At 33.4% G+C, this 22,063-nt stretch carries 33 protein-coding genes, 1 tRNA gene and 1 pseudogene; 33 read left to right on the top strand and 2 right to left on the bottom strand.

The annotated features are described in order from the left end of the window. Positions 1-4 precede the first annotated feature (4 nt). The gene (locus AB1I62_RS09965; protein WP_002387267.1) at positions 5-346 is read right to left on the bottom strand and encodes a helix-turn-helix transcriptional regulator; all 342 of its coding nucleotides are present in this window, start codon (positions 344-346) and stop codon (positions 5-7) included. A 295-nt stretch (positions 347-641) separates the two neighbouring features. On the opposite strand from AB1I62_RS09965, the gene AB1I62_RS09960 reads away from it, so the two are divergent. From AB1I62_RS09960 to AB1I62_RS09950, 3 genes are read left to right on the top strand one after another with little or no spacing between them, the layout of a single operon-like run. Beyond that, positions 642-833 carry a hypothetical protein gene (locus tag AB1I62_RS09960; RefSeq protein ID WP_002383936.1) on the top strand — a complete coding sequence of 64 codons (192 nt, stop codon included), beginning with the start codon at positions 642-644 and terminating at the stop codon, positions 831-833. A gap of 11 nt (positions 834-844) precedes the next feature. Further along, positions 845-1,156, top strand: a complete 312-nt coding sequence (locus tag AB1I62_RS09955) for a hypothetical protein (protein WP_002403885.1) — start codon at positions 845-847, stop codon at positions 1,154-1,156. 22 nt (positions 1,157-1,178) lie between these two features. Then, on the top strand, positions 1,179-1,901 hold the full coding sequence (locus tag AB1I62_RS09950; protein WP_010707358.1) for an ORF6C domain-containing protein: 723 nt from the start codon (positions 1,179-1,181) through the stop codon (positions 1,899-1,901). A gap of 25 nt (positions 1,902-1,926) precedes the next feature. Here the strand turns inward: AB1I62_RS09950 and AB1I62_RS09945 are convergent, their stop codons facing one another. Beyond that, entirely contained in the window at positions 1,927-2,115 is a 189-nt protein-coding gene (locus tag AB1I62_RS09945; protein WP_002357001.1) for a YegP family protein, read from the bottom strand. A gap of 54 nt (positions 2,116-2,169) precedes the next feature. Between AB1I62_RS09945 and AB1I62_RS09940 the strand changes: the two genes are divergently transcribed. From AB1I62_RS09940 to AB1I62_RS09795, 30 genes and pseudogenes are all read left to right on the top strand, one after another. Continuing rightward, on the top strand, positions 2,170-2,379 hold the full coding sequence (locus AB1I62_RS09940; protein ID WP_002378465.1) for a hypothetical protein: 210 nt from the start codon (positions 2,170-2,172) through the stop codon (positions 2,377-2,379). A gap of 36 nt (positions 2,380-2,415) precedes the next feature. Next, a complete protein-coding gene (locus tag AB1I62_RS09935) occupies positions 2,416-2,754 on the top strand; it encodes a hypothetical protein (protein ID WP_002402484.1) in 339 nt (112 codons plus the stop codon). A gap of 195 nt (positions 2,755-2,949) precedes the next feature. Continuing rightward, on the top strand, positions 2,950-3,267 hold the full coding sequence (locus AB1I62_RS09930) for a hypothetical protein (RefSeq protein WP_002402485.1): 318 nt from the start codon (positions 2,950-2,952) through the stop codon (positions 3,265-3,267). Continuing rightward, positions 3,260-3,994, top strand: coding sequence for an ERF family protein (locus AB1I62_RS09925; RefSeq protein WP_010707360.1), 735 nt, complete (start codon positions 3,260-3,262; stop codon positions 3,992-3,994). Before AB1I62_RS09930 ends, AB1I62_RS09925 begins: the two co-directional genes overlap by 8 nt. Before the next feature lie 4 nt (positions 3,995-3,998). Continuing rightward, positions 3,999-4,640 carry a putative HNHc nuclease gene (locus AB1I62_RS09920; protein WP_002402487.1) on the top strand — a complete coding sequence of 214 codons (642 nt, stop codon included), beginning with the start codon at positions 3,999-4,001 and terminating at the stop codon, positions 4,638-4,640. A gap of 4 nt (positions 4,641-4,644) precedes the next feature. Next, positions 4,645-4,845, top strand: a complete 201-nt coding sequence (locus AB1I62_RS09915) for a hypothetical protein (protein ID WP_010707361.1) — start codon at positions 4,645-4,647, stop codon at positions 4,843-4,845. Further along, positions 4,845-5,705, top strand: a complete 861-nt coding sequence (locus AB1I62_RS09910) for a helix-turn-helix domain-containing protein (RefSeq protein ID WP_002402489.1) — start codon at positions 4,845-4,847, stop codon at positions 5,703-5,705. Before AB1I62_RS09915 ends, AB1I62_RS09910 begins: the two co-directional genes overlap by 1 nt. Next, on the top strand, positions 5,702-6,004 hold the full coding sequence (locus tag AB1I62_RS09905; protein WP_002368214.1) for a hypothetical protein: 303 nt from the start codon (positions 5,702-5,704) through the stop codon (positions 6,002-6,004). Before AB1I62_RS09910 ends, AB1I62_RS09905 begins: the two co-directional genes overlap by 4 nt. Further along, positions 6,005-6,304, top strand: a pseudogene (locus tag AB1I62_RS09900) (MazG-like family protein). An 8-nt stretch (positions 6,305-6,312) separates the two neighbouring features. After that, complete coding sequence (locus tag AB1I62_RS09895; RefSeq protein ID WP_025188807.1) at positions 6,313-6,747, top strand: RusA family crossover junction endodeoxyribonuclease; 435 nt, start codon at positions 6,313-6,315, stop codon at positions 6,745-6,747. A gap of 906 nt (positions 6,748-7,653) precedes the next feature. Beyond that, positions 7,654-8,070 carry an ArpU family phage packaging/lysis transcriptional regulator gene (locus tag AB1I62_RS09890; RefSeq protein ID WP_002364209.1) on the top strand — a complete coding sequence of 139 codons (417 nt, stop codon included), beginning with the start codon at positions 7,654-7,656 and terminating at the stop codon, positions 8,068-8,070. Between the two features lie 379 nt (positions 8,071-8,449). Continuing rightward, positions 8,450-8,521, top strand: a tRNA-Trp gene (locus AB1I62_RS09885). Positions 8,522-8,785: 264 nt separating this feature from the next. Then, positions 8,786-9,694: a hypothetical protein gene (locus AB1I62_RS09880; RefSeq protein WP_010707364.1), complete on the top strand. Its 909-nt coding sequence runs from the start codon at positions 8,786-8,788 to the stop codon at positions 9,692-9,694. Between the two features lie 116 nt (positions 9,695-9,810). Further along, positions 9,811-10,173 (top strand): hypothetical protein, encoded by a 363-nt coding sequence (locus AB1I62_RS09875; protein WP_224800088.1) that lies wholly within the window; start codon positions 9,811-9,813, stop codon positions 10,171-10,173. 498 nt (positions 10,174-10,671) lie between these two features. Continuing rightward, positions 10,672-11,394, top strand: coding sequence for a DUF5677 domain-containing protein (locus tag AB1I62_RS09870; protein WP_010707365.1), 723 nt, complete (start codon positions 10,672-10,674; stop codon positions 11,392-11,394). A 46-nt stretch (positions 11,395-11,440) separates the two neighbouring features. Further along, positions 11,441-12,244: a phage terminase small subunit gene (gene terS / locus AB1I62_RS09865; protein ID WP_002364203.1), complete on the top strand. Its 804-nt coding sequence runs from the start codon at positions 11,441-11,443 to the stop codon at positions 12,242-12,244. Next, complete coding sequence (locus tag AB1I62_RS09860) at positions 12,216-13,505, top strand: PBSX family phage terminase large subunit (RefSeq protein WP_029680983.1); 1,290 nt, start codon at positions 12,216-12,218, stop codon at positions 13,503-13,505. Before terS ends, AB1I62_RS09860 begins: the two co-directional genes overlap by 29 nt. Before the next feature lie 11 nt (positions 13,506-13,516). Beyond that, positions 13,517-15,004, top strand: coding sequence for a phage portal protein (locus AB1I62_RS09855; RefSeq protein WP_010707367.1), 1,488 nt, complete (start codon positions 13,517-13,519; stop codon positions 15,002-15,004). Further along, on the top strand, positions 14,979-16,676 hold the full coding sequence (locus tag AB1I62_RS09850) for a toxin glutamine deamidase domain-containing protein (RefSeq protein WP_010707368.1): 1,698 nt from the start codon (positions 14,979-14,981) through the stop codon (positions 16,674-16,676). Before AB1I62_RS09855 ends, AB1I62_RS09850 begins: the two co-directional genes overlap by 26 nt. 4 nt (positions 16,677-16,680) lie before the next feature. Beyond that, positions 16,681-16,926, top strand: a complete 246-nt coding sequence (locus AB1I62_RS09845) for a hypothetical protein (protein ID WP_002397460.1) — start codon at positions 16,681-16,683, stop codon at positions 16,924-16,926. A gap of 58 nt (positions 16,927-16,984) precedes the next feature. Continuing rightward, positions 16,985-17,305 (top strand): hypothetical protein, encoded by a 321-nt coding sequence (locus AB1I62_RS09840; RefSeq protein ID WP_002380436.1) that lies wholly within the window; start codon positions 16,985-16,987, stop codon positions 17,303-17,305. Between the two features lie 218 nt (positions 17,306-17,523). Next, positions 17,524-18,147: a DUF4355 domain-containing protein gene (locus AB1I62_RS09835; protein ID WP_010707369.1), complete on the top strand. Its 624-nt coding sequence runs from the start codon at positions 17,524-17,526 to the stop codon at positions 18,145-18,147. Positions 18,148-18,160: 13 nt separating this feature from the next. Continuing rightward, positions 18,161-19,048 carry a DUF5309 domain-containing protein gene (locus tag AB1I62_RS09830; protein ID WP_010707370.1) on the top strand — a complete coding sequence of 296 codons (888 nt, stop codon included), beginning with the start codon at positions 18,161-18,163 and terminating at the stop codon, positions 19,046-19,048. Between the two features lie 28 nt (positions 19,049-19,076). Then, the gene (locus AB1I62_RS09825) at positions 19,077-19,259 is read left to right on the top strand and encodes a hypothetical protein (RefSeq protein ID WP_002387281.1); all 183 of its coding nucleotides are present in this window, start codon (positions 19,077-19,079) and stop codon (positions 19,257-19,259) included. 13 nt (positions 19,260-19,272) lie between these two features. Then, positions 19,273-19,617 (top strand): hypothetical protein, encoded by a 345-nt coding sequence (locus AB1I62_RS09820; protein WP_002387282.1) that lies wholly within the window; start codon positions 19,273-19,275, stop codon positions 19,615-19,617. Beyond that, positions 19,614-19,982: a hypothetical protein gene (locus AB1I62_RS09815; RefSeq protein ID WP_010707371.1), complete on the top strand. Its 369-nt coding sequence runs from the start codon at positions 19,614-19,616 to the stop codon at positions 19,980-19,982. Before AB1I62_RS09820 ends, AB1I62_RS09815 begins: the two co-directional genes overlap by 4 nt. Then, positions 19,975-20,373, top strand: coding sequence for an HK97 gp10 family phage protein (locus AB1I62_RS09810; RefSeq protein ID WP_002357036.1), 399 nt, complete (start codon positions 19,975-19,977; stop codon positions 20,371-20,373). Before AB1I62_RS09815 ends, AB1I62_RS09810 begins: the two co-directional genes overlap by 8 nt. A gap of 2 nt (positions 20,374-20,375) precedes the next feature. After that, the gene (locus AB1I62_RS09805) at positions 20,376-20,750 is read left to right on the top strand and encodes a DUF6838 family protein (protein ID WP_002357037.1); all 375 of its coding nucleotides are present in this window, start codon (positions 20,376-20,378) and stop codon (positions 20,748-20,750) included. Next, positions 20,751-21,599 carry a major tail protein gene (locus AB1I62_RS09800; protein WP_010707372.1) on the top strand — a complete coding sequence of 283 codons (849 nt, stop codon included), beginning with the start codon at positions 20,751-20,753 and terminating at the stop codon, positions 21,597-21,599. Between the two features lie 52 nt (positions 21,600-21,651). After that, positions 21,652-22,002 (top strand): hypothetical protein, encoded by a 351-nt coding sequence (locus AB1I62_RS09795; protein WP_002397453.1) that lies wholly within the window; start codon positions 21,652-21,654, stop codon positions 22,000-22,002. Positions 22,003-22,063: the final 61 nt, after the last annotated feature.

Raw genomic sequence — 22,063 nt, 5'->3', positions numbered from 1 at the left:
CCAATCATTTATTTTTAAGTCTTGATTTCATGAATTCTAAGTACTCTTTTAATTCTTCTCTGAGCTGATCTTTTTCGGATTCGGTTAAATCTTCTGTATTTACACGGAAGAAAGTTGTAATTTCATCTTCTTCTAAGTTATTAGAATTTGGATTATCAGTTCGTCCAAGTAAATAATCTACAGATATATTGAAGTAGTCCGCAACTTTTTTTAATTTATCAGAACCAGGAGTATTCTTACGCCATCTATTAATTACCCCGTTTCCAAATCCCAATGTTTCTTCTAATTGTCTTATTGACATTTTCTTTTCGCTAGCAAGTAATTTTATTTTTTCGTATAAATCCACTTATATCAACCTTTCTAGAAATACAAAGAAAATATGTATACAAAAAATCTACAAAATGGTTGACAATGTAGAAAAAATGTATATAATAATTCTTGTAAGTTAATTGGATAGAAAAAAAGCAAACTAAAAACATACCTTACAGCATTAAGTTTGGCGACCGAGTGCATAATAAAGGTTTTGTTATAGGCTTATTTAACTATGTTCTGATTGTAGAATATTTGTATACATAAGTCAATAGTTTTATAAATTCTATCTAATTAATTTACAAAAAATACTAAAGAAAGGAGAAACTAATATGCCAGACACAACAGCGGGCAGAGCGAAAATTCGTGAGTACTTTGATGATAAGAAAATATCATTAACATCTGTAGCCACGTATTTCAATATTCATAAGCAAGATCTAAACGACTATCTTTCTGGTAAAAATCAAAGTAAAAAGGCTCACGAAACACTAACGGCTATTATTGAATACTACAAAATTAGATAGGAGTGTTTAGAATGGAAAATTTTCTAGATACATCTTCAAAAAACTTTCTATACAACATTATTGAAAAAATCCTGAGAAAAATGTTTGAGCAAGTCATAAATGAAGCTAGTCAAGGATTAAATGAACGTGCTGAGTATTTAGACATCAAACAATTATCGTCTATGTATTCAATGTCTGTTCCTGAAGTTGAACAAAATTTTGTAAAAGACAAACGTATGCAAATGATCGAAAAAAGAAAGCCTGGTACTAGCAAGGGAAAAAGATACTGGCCTGCTAAAGAAGCTATAAAAATTTGTAATGACATCATGAATCATTGGGATTAAAGGAAAGGACAATACAGAAACAATGGACAACTTAGTAATTATGAAAAACCAACAAGCAGTAACAACTAGTTTGCAAGTCGCAGAAACGTTTAATAAAAATCATCGTGATGTTTTAGCAGCGATTGATGATTTAAAAGAGGGGGTTGCGGAAAATTACGCAGGGCTATTTTACGAAGATAGCTATATTCATCCACAAAACAAACAAAAATATAGACAAATCATTATGAACCGTGACGGATTCACGCTACTAGCAATGGGATTCACTGGTCAAAAAGCTCTTAAGTTTAAACTGAAATACATTGAAGCTTTTAACCAAATGGAGGAACTGCTTAAAACTCAATCAAACTTACCGATTAATAACACAGAATTGTTATTAGAAGCTGCGTTAAAACATGAACGTGGATTGACTCTTGTAAATAAACGTTTAGATAAGCTAGAAACAGAAACTACAATTAATAGAAGCCAACAACGAAAGATACAAGGGCTAGTTTCATCAACTGTTATCAAAGTATTAGGTGGCAAAAAAACATTGGCTTATCAGGATTCAAGTATTAAGCAATCAGCCTTTAGTAATTGTTATAAACAATTGAAAGCATTATTCGATGTAGCATCTTATGTAGACATTCCAAAAGTTCGATATGAAGAGGCTGTAGCTCTAATTCCTAGATGGAAGCCTAACTTAGAATTACAAGCAAGAATTGATATGGCTAATGATAATGGAGATATGTTTAAAGAAATAGGATAGTAATGATAAAAGGATAAGCCTTAACTTATCCCCAGTTAAAAGTAGTGTCAACAATAATAGCTTTTTGATCCATATCACTTTTGATGGATTCAATAATTTCTAAAACAGAAGATTTATAGTAATAAGTCTTGCTTGATGCGATTACTTCATTTTCTTCGGTTTTAATTACAAAATAGTATTTTTTATTAGAAGCTTTCTTTATTACAAAAAACATTTTGACACCCCGCTTTCAACTGAATTATATCAAAAAAATTATAGGAGGGTAAATATGAAAGCAATACGTGAAGCACGATTGATAGGCGCATTATTATTGATGATTGCGCTAGGTGTGTTATTGAAAAGCCACTTTTCAGTTCCAGTGTTGGCAACAATAAGTGTACCTCTTTTTATCCGTTGGTTTTTCAACTGGGATGAAGCGGAGTATCAGCATTTTCAAAAAAGACAAAATAAAAAGCCCCAATCGTCTGCCAACGATTAGGACACATACAAAATGAACTAAGGAGAGTATATCAAAATGAACGATAAAATTCAAAAATTAATTAAAAAACTAGCAAAAGAATGCCAGAAAGAAGATGTAGGTTTATCTTTGGCAGCTATCGATTTAAAAGGAGAGATGGCAATATCTCAAGTTGGAAAAGGCACGATAGTAGCCATTGCTGCACATAGCCAATATACACTAACAAAAGAAAAACTGGAACAATCAGATTGTGATTGTCCAAAACATCGTTTATTAAAGGAGATGTACGGTATTGCAACAGAAACTACGACTAAAAATACACATACTTTTGTCACAGATAATCCAAACGATTTGATGGATATATTATCGAAGGTTTTTCGAGGTGAGTTGAAATGACTAGAAAAGAAAAGTTAAACCAAGCAAAAAGATTAGCTGATTTATGGTACAAGCAACAAAAAAGTCAATTATACATTGCGCAACAAAAAGAGCGCAGGGGGATTGCATGATGAAAAAAGCGACTACGCCGCCAAGCAAATAGTCGCATACAAAATTATACTAGAAAAATTGTAACACAGAAAAGAGGTTTTGTGAATGAATCGTAGAGAAGCAAATACACTAGATAGATATTTAACAGAGCCGACTGAAAAACTATATAAGGAAACCTATGAAGATGATCCAGTGGACACTACTGATTGTTTTGGAAATGAAATTGCTGATGAAGACGGTGTGTTTGAGCTAACTTTTGCAATGAAATGTCTTTATACAGGACAACCAGTACTCACTTGTAAAAAAATTGCTACACAAGATACAATCGTTGATTTGATAGAAGAATTAGGCGAAGAAAACGTGTATTTAATTGAATATGTGAGTTCAGGAAAAAGATATAAGGAGGGCTTATTGAATGGCTGAAGCAACCAAAACAGATTTTTCTGAGTTGAATGTTTATCAAAAATTAGCGTATGTGAGACAAAAAGCACCATATATTCAAAAAAGTAAACGTGGCCAGCAATACAGCTATGTGGGGTCAAGCGATGTACTATCCGCATTAAATACAGTCATAAATCAAGTTGGATTAATTTTGAAGCCAGAAATTGTTGCTCATCAAGTTCGGGAATCACAAGATGAGGTATGGAAAGCGGATAAAGTAAAGAAAGAGCCTGTAGCCAAAAAACGTACAACGTATTTTACAGAGCTAGAGTTAATGATGACATGGATTAATATTCATAATCCTTCTGAGATTGTTGTTTGTTCATGGTATAGCCAAGGAGTAGATATTGAAGGAGAAAAGGGTGTAGGAAAAGCACTAACGTATGCGGAAAAATATTTTTTATTGAAATTTTTTAATATCGCAACAGATGATGATGATCCTGATAAATACCAAAAAGAACAGCTGAAAAATACTGCAATTACTGAACGGCAAATTGATATGTTGAACGCATCAATTAGTAGAGTAGCCGAGCTGGCAGGGCAAGAATTTGAAGCTGTGAAATCGTTAGCTATAAATGATTCTGATTTGAATCCTAAAAAAGCATTTGAAGAATATAGTGCTTATGATTATGGTGTTATTTCTAAATTGCTTGCGAAGTGGATAAATTTTTATGAATCTAGGCAGAAGGTTCAAGAAGATAAGAAGTGATTGAATGATTGGAAAAATCATAAAACACAAAGGAAATAAATTGGCGATTGAGTTTGAGGATGAGATCAACTCGAATTTCCTCAAACTCCTAGCTAACAACGATGACAATTTAGTAAAAGTTGAACTATTAGATAATCGACAAATGTCTCAAAAACAGAATGCACTTTCTCACGTTTTAATAGCTGATATAGCTCGTTGGAGTTATGACGAACCCAAATGGATAGAGGAAGTTCTAAAGTATTATTACGAAGCTAAAAACGGTGTGTATTTTGAACACAGTAAGGCTACACGACATGAGGCAACAGAATGGATTAGTTTTTTAATCGAATTTATTTTGAAAAACGATGTACCACTAGAAAAGAGATACCAATACTTGCTAGAAAATAACAAATGGTTTTATTACTGCCTAAAATATCGTAAGTGTTGTATTTGTGGAAAACATGCCGATGTTTGTCATATCGAGGTAGTCGGTATGGGGCGAAATCGTCAAAAGATTAATCACGAAACATTTACTTTTTACGCTGGTTGCCGTCAACATCATCAAGAAGAACATCAGATAGGAACTAAGAACTTTTTAAACAAATATCAAATTAAACCAGTAAAACTAAACGTTGAAGAACGTAAGAAGTTGAACATTGGAGGTTAACAGTTTGGTAAAGGAATTACTTGTAGAATACAGGCAATTAACATCGAGTCAAAAACTATTTTTTGAACTATTAGCATTTGTCTATATCGGTTCAAGAAATGGTAAAGGAATAGCTATTGAAACACAAACAATAAAAAAAGTCGTTAACGGAGAAATTAAGCATAAATATATTTATACGGTCGTTGTTGATGAGGAGGATAACTAGTGAATGAACATAGAGGATATTACGCCATTATCCCAGCGATTGTTCGCTATGATAACCACTTAAATGGGAATGCAAAATTATTGTATGGAGAGCTAACGGCATTAGCAAATGAAAAAGGCTATTGTTGGGCAACGAATCAATATTTTGCAAATCTGTATAACGTTAGCAAGCGAACAATTATTTCATGGCTGAAACAGTTAGAAGAAAGAAACTATATAAAAATACAAATTTTTTATAAGCCAAACAGCAAAATGGTAGATCGGAGACATATCTATATCTTACCGTATCCAACTGATACAGAATTTTACACCCCTAGTGAAGAAAATTTCATCACCTATGGAAAAAATCATCAGGAGGGGAATGAAGAAAATTTCACTACCCCTAGTGAAGAAAACTTCACAGAGAATAATACATTAAATAATAATACAAAGAATAATACAAAGAATATATATAGTGTTGAACAAAGTTCAACCATGTCTGAATTATTTGAAAAAGTTTGGAAAACATATCCGAAGAAAACCAATAAGAAAAAAGCCAAAGAGCAATTCTTAAAGAAAATTAAGTCAGATGAAGACTTCGAACGGTTTAAAACAGGATACAAAGCTTATCTTAAGTATATCAAATTAAACGACTGGTATCATCCACAAGAATTGTTCCGCTGGATACGTGATGAACGTTTTAACGATGAATACGACTTGTCTGAAACGACAACGCAAGCAAGATATACGAATCCTCCAGTTAGACAAGAGCAATTACCAGATTGGGTAAATGAACCAAAACAAGAAGAGGAAAAACTATCACCAGAAAAGCAAGCTGAACTTGATAGGCAAATAAAAGAATTTTTGGAGGGCAAGTCATGATTGAAATGAGAGTACTTGATTATCGAATTACTAGTGATGATAAGCAAGTAATCGTAAATAAAGCGAGACGAAACGAACACGGAGAGTTAACCATTTTGACTGATAAAGACGGTACACAAAAAGAATCACTCGCTTTGATTGGTTATTATGGCAATTTAAGTAAGGCTCTCGTCGCAATAGAACGCGATTATGTGCTTTCTAGTGGTAAAACAATACAAACAGTCAAAGAATACAAAAAAGAGCTAGAATCGATTCACAGCAAGCTAAAACGTGAATTAGATTTCGGGGAGGAATTTTAGATGAATGAATTAGTTAAATTAGTGGAAGAATGGGCGAAAGAAAAGCGTTTAGATAAAGCGGAACCTGAAAAGCAAATGCTAAAAGTGATTGAGGAAGTCGGAGAAGTTGGCGCTGCATTGGCAAGAAACAACGAAAACGACTTAAGAGATGGTATCGGGGATATGGTTGTGACGTTAATTATTCTCGCTATGTAAAATAACATGGATTTATACGAATGCTTAAATCAAGCATATAGCGAAATTAAAAACCGCCAAGGAAAAATGGTAAACGGAGTATTCGTCAAAGAAGCCGATTTGTAAGGTTCGAGGTGGAAGAGATGCGAATTATTCTACCGATTGAGCCCAAGCCACAAAGTCGCCTGAGATTTGCAAGGCGTGGAAATTATGTTCAAACTTACGAAGATCGAGCGATGAAAGAATACAAAAATCAAGTAAAGAATTATTTTCGTAAATCAAGAGCAAAGTTGATTGAAAAAGGGCCAATTTCCGCACATGTGACGTTTTACATCCATCCGCCTAAATCTGCCTTAAGTAATAAACAGAAACGCTTAGAAGTGGAATTAGAGCGAAAATATTGCGATAAGAAACCTGACTTGGACAACTATTTCAAAGCAGTCACTGATGCTGCCGAAGGTATTTTATATAAAAACGATGGTCAAATTGCTGTGATGGTTTGCCAAAAGTTGTACAGTATGCGACCACGAACAGAACTAGAAATTACAAGTTTGGAGGAACAAGTGTAGTGGGTAAAACGGGTAAACAGATCAAAGAGAATTATTCGGTTAGAAAGCGAGTAAAGAAGATGATTAAATTTAAAGAATTTAATATTCAATTATTCGACGTTCACATTTATATAAAAAGGCTAAGTAGTTTTAAAACCAACAAAAATAGTATAAAAAAACTAACTAGTTTCCGCTAGCTAGTTATAGATACATTTTCATCTCAGATAGAGACAATTAATAATACATTACTATGAAATTTAAGGCAACAAAAAAAGCCAGCTGACCACTAGCTGACTTATGTGGTAGAAACAACTGTTTTCCGCCAGTTGTTCTTTAGGTGTGAGTTAGCACTTTCCCCAAATAAAGTGCTATTAAATAGCCGATTAAAAATCGACAATAAATCTCTTGTAGAGACGTGTACTACTATTAACTGTTTACCAGAAGTTAATGTAGAAAAGGAGGAAATTTATTTCATAAATAAAATCCCCAAGAAAGTTAAAGTGATTATACCATTGAAAAATAGATTTGAAAATACTTTCTATGCCAAAAATATTTATTAGATGGAAAATATCAAATGAATAAAGATGATGTGAAAGATGACGAATGGAAGATTGTAAAATACTGTAGAATTATTATTGTTTTCTTTATAGTCAACCAATAATTTGTTGACTACAAACATGTACGAGTGATGAATATTTTGATAAATAAATAGCCAGTCGGTTTCCGCCGACTGGCTGAGAAGTGAATAGCTATTGGAATAGTATTCTTAGTATAATTTATATCATATAGAGTCGCTGATGAGCAAAGGATAAGCATTACTTATATATATTTGGATAAATAAAAAAAGCTACTTAGTTTCCGCTAAGCAACTCTTAAATGATGATATGTTTATTATAAATTATTATACCATAAAAGGAGCGATTTCACTTGATTCTATTGTTAAAAGAAGTAGATTTTCGACAAACAAAAGCGAATGCTAGAAATGTGTTGAAGAGTTTTAGACGTTTAGAGCGAATAGCTGGTCGCTCTTTGATAGATTTAAAATCACCAATTATTACAGAGATGCCTAAAAGCCAAAGCCACGGAAACAAAACAGAAGATGCACTGGTACAATTAGCTGATGCAGAAGCAGAAAGAGATGCAATTTTATCTGCGCTTATGGCATTGAGCCTAACTAGCAGACAAATTTTGCATTATAGTTTCTGTGTGCAGGACCATTACTCTAATTACAAGATAGCTAGGGAAGTTGGATATTCCGAAAGAAGTATTCAACGAATGAAATCAGAGGCTTTAATTGAATTTGCCGAAGCGTATCGAAATGGAAAAATAATTGCATATAAATAAAATTTTTGGCGGTTTTTTGGCGGAAAGTTGGCGGTTTTTATCAATATTTAGATGTTATTATGGTAGTGTCGAAAGATAAGGAGACGAGGGTAAGGCATGCATTACCTATCTTAGCTCCGTTTCGCTTATCTTTGGAGGCTACCTACAAAAAAATAAAGAATAAGGATGTGGAAAGTCCAGTTCTTTCTGTCTCGTTTAGTCTAGGTAGCAAATATTGCAATAAACTTGGCATGAAGCTTACACGTAGACGTACGCTGAAAGCAATTGTCAAGATAGCGCTATGTAGTTTGCAATGATCACTCACAAATCAAACGTTCTCAAACTAAAAGAAATGAGGTGTAATTCCTCTCTCTTTTTTCTACAGGTTTGTGAGTGTTAATGGGATATAGCTTAACTGGTAGAGCAGCGGTCTCCAAAACCGTCGGTATAGGTTCGAGTCCTATTGTTCCAGTAGGTAGCATCGCTACTTAAATAAAATTAGTATCGTCAATAGATGTTTCTACTACATTCATGATGAGACACTAGCAAGCTGGTGTCTCTTTTTTATTTGTAAGTACTAGTTACACTTGACCAAACATTCGTTCTCTTTTATAATATAAATTGTAATCCTTATGATTATATCTACTAGAAAGAAGTCAAGAAAATGCTTGTTTTTTTGATTTCTTTTTGATTTAATTATTATTATAGTAGATATTTATTATAAGGAGTGATTTATATGGTGAAAACAACTACCAAATCGTACGACTTTTTTAAGTATAGACGTATAGTAAAAGGTGACATAATAACAGATTTGAGTGAACTTGACAAAAAAATCGATGAATATTATAGATATATACGTAATAATCAAGAATCGAACGTAAACTTCGTTAAATGCTCCAAAAATATTTATGTAGGATTTAGTTATATAAAAAAAATAGAGGTATCGACTGGTTATGTGTGGATATTTAGCCTATCAAAGGTAGATATTGAAAAAGAAGCTATTGTAAACAGCATTTCTAAATCTGTTCAAAGTGGCAGAAGTGTTTATGCAGAAACGAGTGATGAAGGTCCTACAACAGATACGGTAATTTTGGTTAATCCAATAACAGGTGTGGTTATCATTCCGAGAAATAGAAGTGGAATAGGAAAGAATTTGTTAGTTACTTTCTTTTACAGGATTACCAGAAAACAGGGTGGGGAATTAGCTACGATTATCAATAATACTGACTTAGAAAATATCAACCATATGGATAGTATCCATGAGATTGATATTGCAATCCATAGAATTGTAGATGAAAATGAATTGAAAGATAACAAAAGAAGTGCAAAAAAGGAACAGAAAATTATAGAAAAGCTAGAAGCAAATCGCGAAAAAATAATTTATACAGGACAGTTAAATATTCATAATGTTGTCAATTACTGTAAAGGATTTTTAAATAAAAAAGAAGATGTAGATAAATTGGTTTTGAAAGGGACGGTGGGAGACAGGGAGCAAGTAATAGATTTAATTAGTAATAGGTTAATCTATGTTGATGATAAGATTCCCTTAAATAAGCAAGGAAAACTTACTATTGAAAATATGGTAATGTCAATAGAACAAGCTTATAACGATAACGAATTGATTTTAGCATTGGATCTGAAATAGAAATTAAGAAGAGAGGAGTTGACGGTGAGATGCTCTGCAGAAATAAGGACATAGTTTTAATCTTTATTGTAGCATTTATAGGATTTCATTTTTTTCTTTATTTAGATCCAAAAACAATGAAACCTAATGAATTAGAAACATTTAACCGTGCTGTAGATGCTGTACTATCATTTGCATCTCTGGCGACAGCATTTCTTTTTTTTACAGTGTCTTTTATCCCGGTAATGGCTGAAAAATCTCCTCTTTTTAAAAATTTAAAAACTGATGTAAAAGTATTAGAAAGAATAATGTTAGACTCTTTTTTATTTTTTTTGACATCGATAATGTCTCTAATCTTTGTTTTTATGGAGATGTTTGCAACACTGGGCTGGCAATTTATATATACGATATGGTTAGCTTTAATAGCAACATCTCTTTTTGGGATGTTGGATATATTTATTGATTTATTCAAAAATATTAACAAAGAAATAAAAAAATAATTTTTTGTTTTAAATAACAGCGTGTAGCTCAATTAGTGAGGTCAGTTGATTTTTAAAATAGTGCATGCGTGCTTGTGCAGATTCAACTCCTGCCACGCCGATATAAAGATCACTCAGTGAGTGGTCTTTTTTCGTATATAAAAAGCCACTAGACTATGGAATCTAGTGGCTAGGTAGCATTCGTGCACAATTTTTGTTGGTCGCTAGATTGGATTGCTAATGGTTGCTATTTACAAAAAGGAGTTGCTACCCATAAATAGTATAGCAAGAAGTGATTTATTGAATCAAGTACATAAAAACAACTAGGAGAGAAAAACATGAAAAGCTATTGGTATGTATCGTTAACACATAAATATCCACAGCCGAACCGCTCAACTGATTCAGTACGTGTCTAAAGGCCGCACAATAAAAGTGTAGCCTTTTATTTTATTCCTCGTGTTGAAAGAAATTAGTAATTAGTAGATAATTAATTCAAAAGACAGATGGAGGTATAATAGTTTGGAAAATAATTCAAAGAGTGCTGATGACAAAGTAATCAAAAACTATGAAGAGACGTTGAGTATTATTTTTAAAAAAATACCGGACTCAAATGAGCCCCTGATCTATATGGTCGCAAGTGAAATAGGTTTCGAGATTCTAGATTTAAAACTGTCAATAAATGCTTTATTAGAAAGTGCTTGTTATGCTGGTATTTTAGCTTTATCCAGAACAATGGTGGAAAATTATATTTATTTAATGTATATACTCGAACAAGATTCTTTTAAAAGAAGCAAAGCGTATCAATTGAACATGTATAGAGATATAAAAAAACAATATGAGGCGCAAAAAAAGAATAAAAAATTACAACAAATGTCTGAACAAGATCAAAGCTTTAATGAACAAATTGTTTTATATGAACAAAATGAGCCTAAAATTATAGAATATTTAGAAGAACTTGATTCACTCTATGGGCATAGATTAGTACCATGGTACAATGATGACGGAGAAACAAAAGGAATATATAAGCTATTTGAGCGTTTAGATAAGTCGGATTGGTATGATGGTATATATAGATACTTATGTATGGAATCCCATGGTAATAACGGATTAAAACATTTTGAAATGTTAGAAGATGGTACTGCAAAATTAAAACCAACTACGTTGGATGAAAAACAAATCAGTAGCATAACTTGTAGTATCCTAGATAAAACAAAAAAAGAATTAGAAAAATTAATTATTTAGAAAACAAAACTCAACCATTTATATGAAAGCGAGGTGGTGTTAATGGATGGCTAGAAAAAGAGATCCACGTCGTGACCAGGCTAAAGAAACTTGGTTAAAGTCAAACGGTAAAAAGGTTCTTAAAGAATTAGCTAATGAATTAAATGTTTCAGATTCCCAAATAAGAAAATGGAAATCGATAGATAAATGGGCTGATGAATTAAAAGGTAATGTTACCAATTCAAAAAGTAACGTTACTAATAAAGGTGGAGCGCCGCCTGGAAACAAAAATGCCGTAGGTAACAAAGGGAATAAAAGTGCCTCGCCACCAAAAAGAAATAAGAATGCGGTAAAAACAGGTGAATATGAGACAATATTTGCTGACTTACTATCTGACGAAGAAAAGGACATCTATTCTAAACTGAATGATGATCCTTTTTTTATTTTGGATGAAGAAATAAGAATCCTGAAAATTCGCCAATATAGAATGCTTAAACGCATAAAAGATGCAGAGGCTGGCTTAAATGATGAAGAAGTTGAACGTTTGCAGCAGCTTCGGAAAGTTAAAGAGCCATCGGTAATTGATGGGAAAATGGTTACTGTTAAGAGAGAAGTTTTAAAAGATGTACAAGTCACTCGTAAAACGTTTAGAAAACTAGATGATATTTTGGCTATTGAGGAAGCATTGACAAGAATTAGCAATCAGTTAACAAAGGCTATTAAGCAACAGAATGCTTTGCTAGCAAATGATGCCAAATTACAACTATTGAAGGTTCAAACTGAAAAAGTTAAAGCTAGTTTAGATGCTACAAATGGAGACATGGATATGCCAGTTTTCATCGATGATATATCAGGTGATGAATATGAGTAAAAAATTATCTGAATTTCTTCCTAAAGCATTTCATACTACTTGGAGGATAGCATTAAACTCAAATATATTACATGTTGTTGAAAAAGGTGGTCGTGGATCAGGTAAATCATCTGGCATAGCACACATAATCGTTCAATTGATTATGAGATATCCTGTAAATGCTGTGGCCATTAGATATGTCGATAATACGATTGAGCTATCTATTTTTGAACAGATTAAGTGGGCAATTGAAGAACAAGGTGTGTCTAAGTATTTTAAAGTAAATAAAAGTCCTATGAAAATCACCTATAAGCCTAGAGGTAATTATATTGTTTTTCGTGGCGCACAGAATCCAGAAAGAATTAAGTCATTAAAGGATTCAAGATTTCCATTTGCTATAGCTTGGATTGAGGAATTAGCCGAGTTTAAAACAGAAGATGATGTAAAAACCATAACTAACTCATTACTACGTGGTGAATTAGCAGATGGTCTTTTTTATAAATTCTTTTATTCGTACAATCCTCCTAAGCGACGACAATCATGGGTTAATAAGAAATATGAATCTAGCTTCCAACCTGAGAATACTTTCGTTCATCATTCAACATATAAGGATAATCCATTCATAGCTCAAGCATTTATTGAAGAAGTTAATGCCACGAGAGCTAAGAATCCGAAACGTGCTGAGTGGGAGTATGACGGCAAAGCTATTGGTTCAGGAGTTGTTCCGTTTGATAATTTACGAGTAATAAAAGGTTGTATAACTGATGAAATGGTAGCTAACTTTGATAATATCAGAAACGGTCTTGACTTCGGCTATGCTACTGATCCATTAGCATTTGTTAGATGGCATTATGACAAAAAGAAAAATGGCATCTATGCTATTGATGAAATTTATGGTGTGAAAATTAGTAATAGGGAATTTGCTAATAAAGCTAAGTCTAAAGGATATATATCAGATAGAATTGCAGCTGATTCAGCAGAGCCTAAATCAATAGCAGAGCTAAATAGTGAACATGGTATGCCACGAGTTTTCGGAGTAAAAAAAGGTCCTGATTCTGTTGAGTATGGCGAAGAATGGTTAGGCGATTTGGATTTTATTTGTATTGATCCATTAAGAACTCCTAACATTGCTAAAGAATTTGAGAATATTGATTATCAAACTGATAAAGACGGTAATCCTAAACCTAGGTTAGAAGATAAAGACAACCATACAATTGATGCGACAAGATATGCTTTCAGTGAAGATATGGATAAAAATAATGTGAGGTTTATCCAATATTAGGAGGTGGGAAAATGTTTCAAAACAATTTAAGTTTGAAGCGATATAAAAGAGTGCGAACAAAATATTCTACACAAATTAATGAAGAAGTTTTCGATCCTAATGATTTTATTACTGAAATGAAGCCATTTTTTGATGATAGAGAGCGTAAGTACAAAGCCTATACAAGCGAACAAAATGAGATCGATAGAAGACCTAAACCAAACACAGAGATTATAAAAGTGAATAATAAACTTCATGCTGGTTTATACAATACTATTGTCGACCAAGCAGCTGACCATTTCACAGGCATTCCAATTAAGTGGGATTATGATATTACCGAACAACGCAAATCTATATTGCAAAAAATGGGTTCAAAGGTAAAAGACTTGTTTTCAGGGAATATCAGAAATGAGACAAAAACTCCTGAAGAATTCGACAGATTAACAGAGCTAGTAAACGATATGCGGTTTGCCATGCTTGATTCTGATACAGCTCGGTTTCAAGGAGCTTGTGGTGTTGCTTTTCGTTTGTTAGAACCTGTTGAAACTGTGGAAGGTTGGCAATTATGGGCGAGCAATATCGAACCATGGAAAGCTGAAAAATACGAAAATGCAGATATCTTTATTCGTGAAAAATACGACACACATCAAAAAAAATTTTTCGAAGAAATGAAAGTCATTACTAAAAAAAGAATATGTATATATAGCAGATATGTTGAATCTAATTTAGTCAGTGCATCTGGAACATTTAAATTGATTGAGGAAGTAGAAAACCCGCTAGAAACGTTTTACCTATCAGAATTTAAAAATAACACGAATCGTTATTGCGATTTTGAAGTGGCGGAAGAACTTTCTGATGCATTTGATAGAAGCTTATCAGACCAACAAAACGAAGTTGAACAGTTTAAACTTGCTTATATGGCCATTAGTGGCTCACGATTAGATGAAAAAGAAGCACAAAGAATGATGGAACAATTAGGTATTATTAATTTGCCAGATCCACAAGCTAAGGTTGGGTATGTAACGAAAGACATTAATAAAGATTTCAACGAGTATCATCTTGATAAGCTGAAAAAGCTTTATTACACGGTAACTAAGTCAATCGATTTCAATGATGAAGTATTTAAGTCTAATAGCTCTGGCGAAGCTCGCAAATGGCAAATTATTGCACTAGAAGCTAAAACAAATACTAAAGAACAGTATTTTAAAGAAGGATTGAAAGAAGCAGCTGAGACGATGTCTGCCTTTATTAAATTTAGGGATAAATTAGATGTTGATGTGTCAAAAATTGTATTCACATTCAGTCGTAGCTTGCCAACAGACATCGGTTATCTTGCTGATGCATTGCCTAAACTTTCACCATTTGTATCCAAACGAACAATTATTAATCAGATTCCATTTGTTAAAGACCCAGATTATGAAATGGACTTGATGAATTTAGAACAAGGTCAAGATTATCCTAGCGGTGAATATGATGAACTAGGTGGTGCAGGTAATGACGAAGAAGAAAACAACGGCTAGTGAACGTTATTGGGAAAAACGTCGTGAATTAGAAGATAAAGCACGTTTGAAACTGGAAAAGAAAACTCTTAATGAGCTAGAATCTGTTTTCGAACGTGCTTTAGTTAAAATTCAAAGACAGCTGTTGTCACAAGCAGATTTACACGATATCACTCAAAGTGAAATGCTAGAAGACTTTAGCAAACAAGATCAAGAGAAGTACCGCAAGTATATCGAAAAAAACTATGAAAAGTTGATGGAATCAGATGAAGCTTATAAACAATTCATTGATGAATATTTTCCATCCTTTGACTATGCGAAAGTTAACCGCTTGTTACAATTACGAGCAGACATTTTTTCTACCCTTGCAGGTGAAGCAATAGCTAGTGATGTTAACGGTAAATTTAATAACGACTTAGAGAATATCACAAAACGAATCTACAATTCTAATTCTAATGCGTTGATACAATTATTAGGCGGTTCAGCACCTGGTTTAACTAAGAATGAACTAGAAAACATCATGAACTATCCGTGGAGCGGAAAAACATTTTCATCTCGTTTATGGGGCAATATATCAACCCTAGAGCAACGTTTGAGCAATTCCATTATTAATTCATTGGCAAGTGGTGAAGGAGTTGTGGAAGCTCTTAGAACGATGAAAAACGATGGTGTTATTAGCGGTATGTTTAAGTTGGAACAAGGAAAGTTTAATCGTTCGATTGAAAATCTTGTTAGAACGGAATATTCACATTTTGCTGTAGAAGGTGTAAGAAAATCGCTAAAGGATGTAGGTGTTAAGCAAACACAAAGCTGGTCGGCAGAAGATGAGCGTGTTTGTTCTATTTGTGGTGGACGTCATGGAAAAGAGATTAAAGATGATTGGCATCCACCGTATCATGGACGTTGCCGTTGTACTGAAATACCAATTGTTCCTGAAATTAGCGATGACATAGATAAATTGTATGAAGAGATGTTTGGTGATTTATTGTATGAATTCGCCAACGATCAATTTGGTGTAAAATTGACTCATTCAAATAGGGAAAAGTTTGATGAAAAAAGCACAGACTCGATGTATAATAAAGATAGTACAATCAAAGAGATTGCAAATTTAATCAATGCAGAAATCAAAAAGCCAATGACTGTAGAAGAAGCTGACAGAACAAATGCTAATCCTAATTATTATAAAGGAAAAGAGTACCAAGTTAATTGTCAGCGCTGTGTACCGACTTATGAAATGCGACGTCGTGGAATTGATGCAGAAGCATTGCCTTCTTTAGATCAAAGTATTTGGAGCGATGAATATACTGAAATTATTAGGTATAGAAGAAATAAAGCAATTAGAGGGCTTAGGACGTTTGTTGATTCAAAAACAAAAGAACCAGTAAGTCACAAATTAGTTGGCGGTAGAACAATGAAGTCCAATTTTTATAAATTAGAAAAGATAGTTAAAGAAGGAGAAAGGTATGAGCTGTCTGTAGCATGGAAAAGAGGTGGCGCACACATTGTCAATATGGAAAGACTCAATGGAGTTCTGACAATTATTGATGCTCAAAGTGGAATCATTGCGCCTATTGATGAATACTTTGCTATTCGACATGCGCAGCCGTCTAGCTTAAATTATCTAAGAGTGGATGATTTGGAATTTCGCAAAGAACTAGTTAAGTTGATAGCAAAGGCAAAGAAAGGAGAATAGAACAATGGAAAAAATCAGCAAAATCATTTCAAAAGTGGAAATTCCTGAGTTTATAAAAAACAATTTAAAAAAATGGGATATAATCGAAGAAAATGAAAAGTATGTTTATTTAACACCTGTGTTTGGATTAGTAGAGCCATCTTTTGGTCAACCTTTTTTGCTAGTTATTGACAAAACAATAAAAGATGGCTGTCTAGTGTTTAGGGATACGCCAAAATGGGATGAATTGGAACTTAATGATATTTATTAGCACTTATTGACAAATGTTGGTAAGTGCTATTTTTATGCCTAAATTTGGAGGTGAGGTTATGAAAGGATTATTCGAAGCAGTATTAAATCTAGAAGTTACCAATGGTACAGAAAAAGCCTATAAAAAAGCTTTTGAACAAGAAAACGAACGATACTTAACCAAACACACTTTGAGAGATGGCAACGGTAATATCGTCAAAGATGAGCTTAAATCAGTTTGGGGTGGTAATTATTGTCACGTTGATATTTTGTATTCGTTACCAGGTAAAAAAAGTAAATTAACTATTTCGATTGTGTCTAGGACTCTGCAAAACGTAAAAGATGCTGTCACTGATTATCAAATGTTAGGTGCTGAACTGGTCCATAAGAATTGGAAGTGATTAGATGGATCCCTATGATTACTTAGATGCAGATTATGAAGAGCATTTACTAAGAGAAGAAAAGCAATTAAAGTCTGACGAAAGTTAGGCTTTTTATTTTGTCCGAAATGACGTTAAACTAGCGCAATGCTGGGCTTAATTGAATGGTGGGGCGCAATAAATAAATCTAAAGCAATGCGGGGCGATTAGTCGAATCGTGGGGCGAAAGGAGAAACAAAATGAAACCAAACCTATTACCAATGGATTTACAAATGTTTGCTGAAGAAGACGGTGGTACAAACTTCACTTTCGATGATTTTAAGGCATTTGTAGAATCAAATGAAGAAGCACAAAAATTTGTACAATCACAGTCACAATCAGCTGCAGATAAACAATTAGAAGCTTGGAAACAAAATAATCTTGATAAAATCAAGGAAACAACAATCAAGGAGTATGAAGAATCTAAGAAAAACAAAACTCCTGAACAAATTAAATTAGAAAAATTACAGGCTGAATTTGAAGCTGAAAAGGCATTACGTGTGACTAGTGATAATAAAGCTTTTGTTGCAGAAAAAATTGCTGGCTTAGATTGGGATGGAGATTTGAAAGATTCTATTTCTCAATTTATGTTAAATAATCTTGTTAGTTCAGATACTGAATTTACTAAGAAGGCTGTAGAAGGTTTTACAGAACTTTTGGAAGCAATAAATGATAAGCATGCAGAAGCTATTAAAAATGTAGAAATGACTAAAGCTTTTGGTAATAAATCGCAACAAACCAACATGGGAACTGGTAATCAAACAAAATCGTTTGAAAATCCAGAGGTAGCATTAGGACAAAAATTACAAGCATTTATCGATTAGGAGGAAACTACAAATGAAAAAAAGTTCATTAAATAATCTTGAGTATTTAGATATTTCACAGGAAGTTAATGCATTACAAGTTCCAAATACACCATTTTTAAGCTATTTGTTAGGCGCAGGCAAAGTTGAAGCTGCCAAGTCAACTGAGATTAAATGGCGAGAATACGGCATGAATAATGATGATTCATCTGCTCAATTAGAAGGCGGAGAATATGCAGATGCGGAATCTGATCGTACATGGTTTAACAACTATACTGAAATTTTCAGAAAATCAACTTCTGTATCTGGCACATTAGATGCTATTAATGTAGATGGTGTAGGAAATGAATTGAATAGCCAAGTAGCTCTTCGTGCTACAGAAATGAAAATTGACTTAAATCGTAAATTGATTGTTGGTGTAAAAGCTGATGAATCTGGTTCTAAAGGTCGTCAGATGAACGGAATTTTAAATTTAATTAGTTCAACGAATAAAGTCGAAACAGCAGCTGCGGGGGCAGTAACAAGAAAAGATATTGACACATTATTTAAAACAATGTTCCAAAAAGGTTATATGGGCGAAAAATTATGTTTAGTAGCACCTGATATGCAAGACTTAATGACTGATCAGTTGGATGAAAAATCAACAAAAATTGTGCAATTTGGCGATAAACTTACATTTGGATTGCAAATTGGAAATATTGCCTCAAATTACGGTTCAGGAATTGCGTTAATTGAACCTAATTTACCTAATGGAACAATCGCAGCTATTGATACTAATTATGTAAAATTACGTCCATTACGTGAATGGCGTGCGGAAGAATTAGCAAAAACAACAGATTCAAGACGGATTGGATTAGTTGGTGAGTATTCAATTGAATACAAAGCTTCTAATTCTGGAGCAATCTTGAATTTGAAAGCCTAAAATATAATAACGAAGGAGGAAATTAAAAATGGCAACAGCAAAAAAAGAAGTAACTTATCGTGTGCTTGACAAGAAAAACTTTGTGGGCTTTATGCATCCTAAAACAAAAAAATTTATCACAGCAAACGAAAATAATGAATTTATAGTTTCAGAAGACGATAAAGAAGCTATTGAAATATTAGAACGTGCTGCAGATACTTTTAAAGTTTAGGTAATGATGCTTTATGGTTGATGAAAAAAAAGAAGAAATCGTTGAGAAAATTCAATTGATGCTACCTAACGCTTCTGAAGATAGGATTTTGTCTGTTTTAAACCTTGTTATCTTTGAAATCAATTCTTACAATACTTGTAAAATTGATATTGCTTGGGACGAGTTTGAACCACTTATAATTGAGGTTATCTATAAAGCTTTAAAAAACGAAATAGATAAGTCTGTAGCTAGTGTAAAACGTGGTGATACATCAATTAGTTATGTAGTTGAATCAAAAGACATACAATCACTTATGAAGAACTATAGCAGTGCCATTAAACGTATTTTAGGCTGTGATAGCGGGGTGTTTTTCTATTGAATGAAGCAGAAGTTTTAGCAGCTACTTATTTTGATACCTGTGTTATTGAGCGAATGAGTGATATTGAAAATGTGGAAAGCGGAATTACTGAACAAGTTTATTTTCCAATTCATGTTGGCAAGTTACCCTGTGCTTTCTCTCAAGGAAGTATGGGGAACTTACCTGTAATAGAAAACAAAGAAGCGTTTAATATCTCTTATGAAGAACAAAAACTTTTTTTAGAACCTAATATAAAAGTTAAAAAAGGAGATAGAATAACTATTACTCAAGGTACAGGTCAAAAACATGTGTTATTTTCAAAAAAACCTTTTTATTATCCAAGCCATATAGAAGTAGTGCTATCAGGAAGTTCAATTGATGAGTAAAAGCGATCTTAGAATGAAATCAAATGCTGATAAAGTTATTGCAAATTTAAAGAAAATGACACCCATTGCTGAAAAAGAAGGTGCTGCAATGGTGAATGATTCGTTAGCTAAAATTTATCAGTTAATTGTACCTATGACACCAATTAAATCGGGTGATTTAAGACGAGGCTATCGAATCATTAAAGCTAGAAAGTTGTCTAGTGGTCGTATCGTGGGTGCATTGATTAATAATGAAAAATACTTTAGATATGTAAACGATGGCCACCGAACAAAAAATGGCGGATTTGTTAAAGGCAGATTTATGTTGCAAAAATCTAATAAATTAGCTAATGCAACATATATTCCGAAACGATTTAAACAAATGGCGATTATCATTGTTAAGAAAGGATAGATATGTACGATAAAATTTTAAAAATGCTTACTGACACAATAAAACAGTTCTCGAATGCGCCTATCTATCTTGATGATGTAATGCAATCGTCAGAACCGTTTTATTTTGTGCTAAGTCTTGAAGAGAGTCTGACTGATAATGTAGGTCAAAACGTTCAAAATAAAGCATACAATGTTGATATTGCACTGGTTGATAGTAAGAAAGATAAACAATTAGTAACAAGCCTAACAGAAAGCTGTGGGGCTTTTTTTAATGTGTTGAATTTGGACGGAAACGAATTGTTTCCAGAAGATTATCAAACGTTTAAAACAGACGGAATTCAACATATCAATTTTAATGTTGCGTTCCCACAATTAATTGAATGGAGTGAAAAATAGATGGCAAAAAAGAAAAATGTAAGTGTCATTTCTGTAGAGAAGCCAACGTGGTTCCCACTAACAGACGAAACGGGCGCTTTTCCAGTTTACGGAGCGCCAATTACAATCGGTACTGCTGTAAGTATCAAACCAGATGTTACAACAGAAACAACGCCTGACTATGGCGATAGTGTAGTTCAAGATCAGTATGTTGCATTTGGTGGTGCAGAAGTTACTTTAGAAACAAACGGCTACCAAAATGAAGTTTTAGCTGAAATTACAGGGGGGAAAAAATTAAAGGGTGGCGTATTGCGGTCTGCAGATGATATTGCATCAGATGGCGCATTTGCATATCGTCGCCGAAAATCGAACGGTAAATATCGCTATACGATTTTCTATAAAGGAAAATTTGCTTTAACATCTGATGAAACATCTACATTAGAAGGAAGTTCAGTATCTTATACCCATCCAGAATGGACGGGGTCTTTCGTTGATGTTCCAGGGTTGGGTTATATGTATTCCGTGGATGAAGACGATGAAGGTGTTGACTTAGAGATGATTAAAAACTGGTTTACTGAGGTAATGGATCCACGTAAAGAAAATACTACTGCTGTTACTGGTATAACTTTAGACCAAACAGAGTTAAATTTAAAAGTTGGCCAAACAGCAACCTTAACACCGACAATTACACCAGATAACGCCTCAAATAAAAAAAATCAGTTCCGTTCAGAAAGCGAGGCTATTGGAACTGTAACACCAATTCAAGGGAAGGTTACTGCTGTAGGAGAAGGGACAACGAAAATCGTAGTCACAACAGAAGATGGTAACTTTACCGCAGAATGCACATTACATGTAACAACAGCAGATTAAAAATAACAGTTTAGGACGACCTTGTCGTCCTATTTTATATGGAGGAATTAAAATGGCAAGTAAATTTCAACAAAAAATTAAATTAATGATTAAAGATGGTAGCAAATATACTACAAAACAATTCACGTCGGCAGAATTTTTACCAGGTTCAGTCATGGATACAGGGACTGATTTACAAATCAGGTTAGAAGAAGCAACAAAAACAAATGATATGGAAGCAATTCGTCCTATTTTAAGAGAATGCTATGACTTTATTGCTGACGTTATTTTTGAAGGACAGTTTACTGGACAAGAATATATTGACGGTATGGACGCTCGTGAATTATTGAAGATTACAGGTCAATTGTTAGGTTCTGTTACTTCTGGTTATGATGCAATTTATTCTGAACAGAAAAAAAAGTAACGGAACTTTTATATCATCCTCATTTTAAGTACACGCCACAATATCGAGAAGCAGAACTAAA

It is taken from the genome of Enterococcus sp. AN402 (assembly GCF_040719405.1).
Lineage (GTDB): Bacteria > Bacillota > Bacilli > Lactobacillales > Enterococcaceae > Enterococcus > Enterococcus faecalis.
This window is presented reverse-complemented; position numbering and strand designations above follow the sequence as displayed.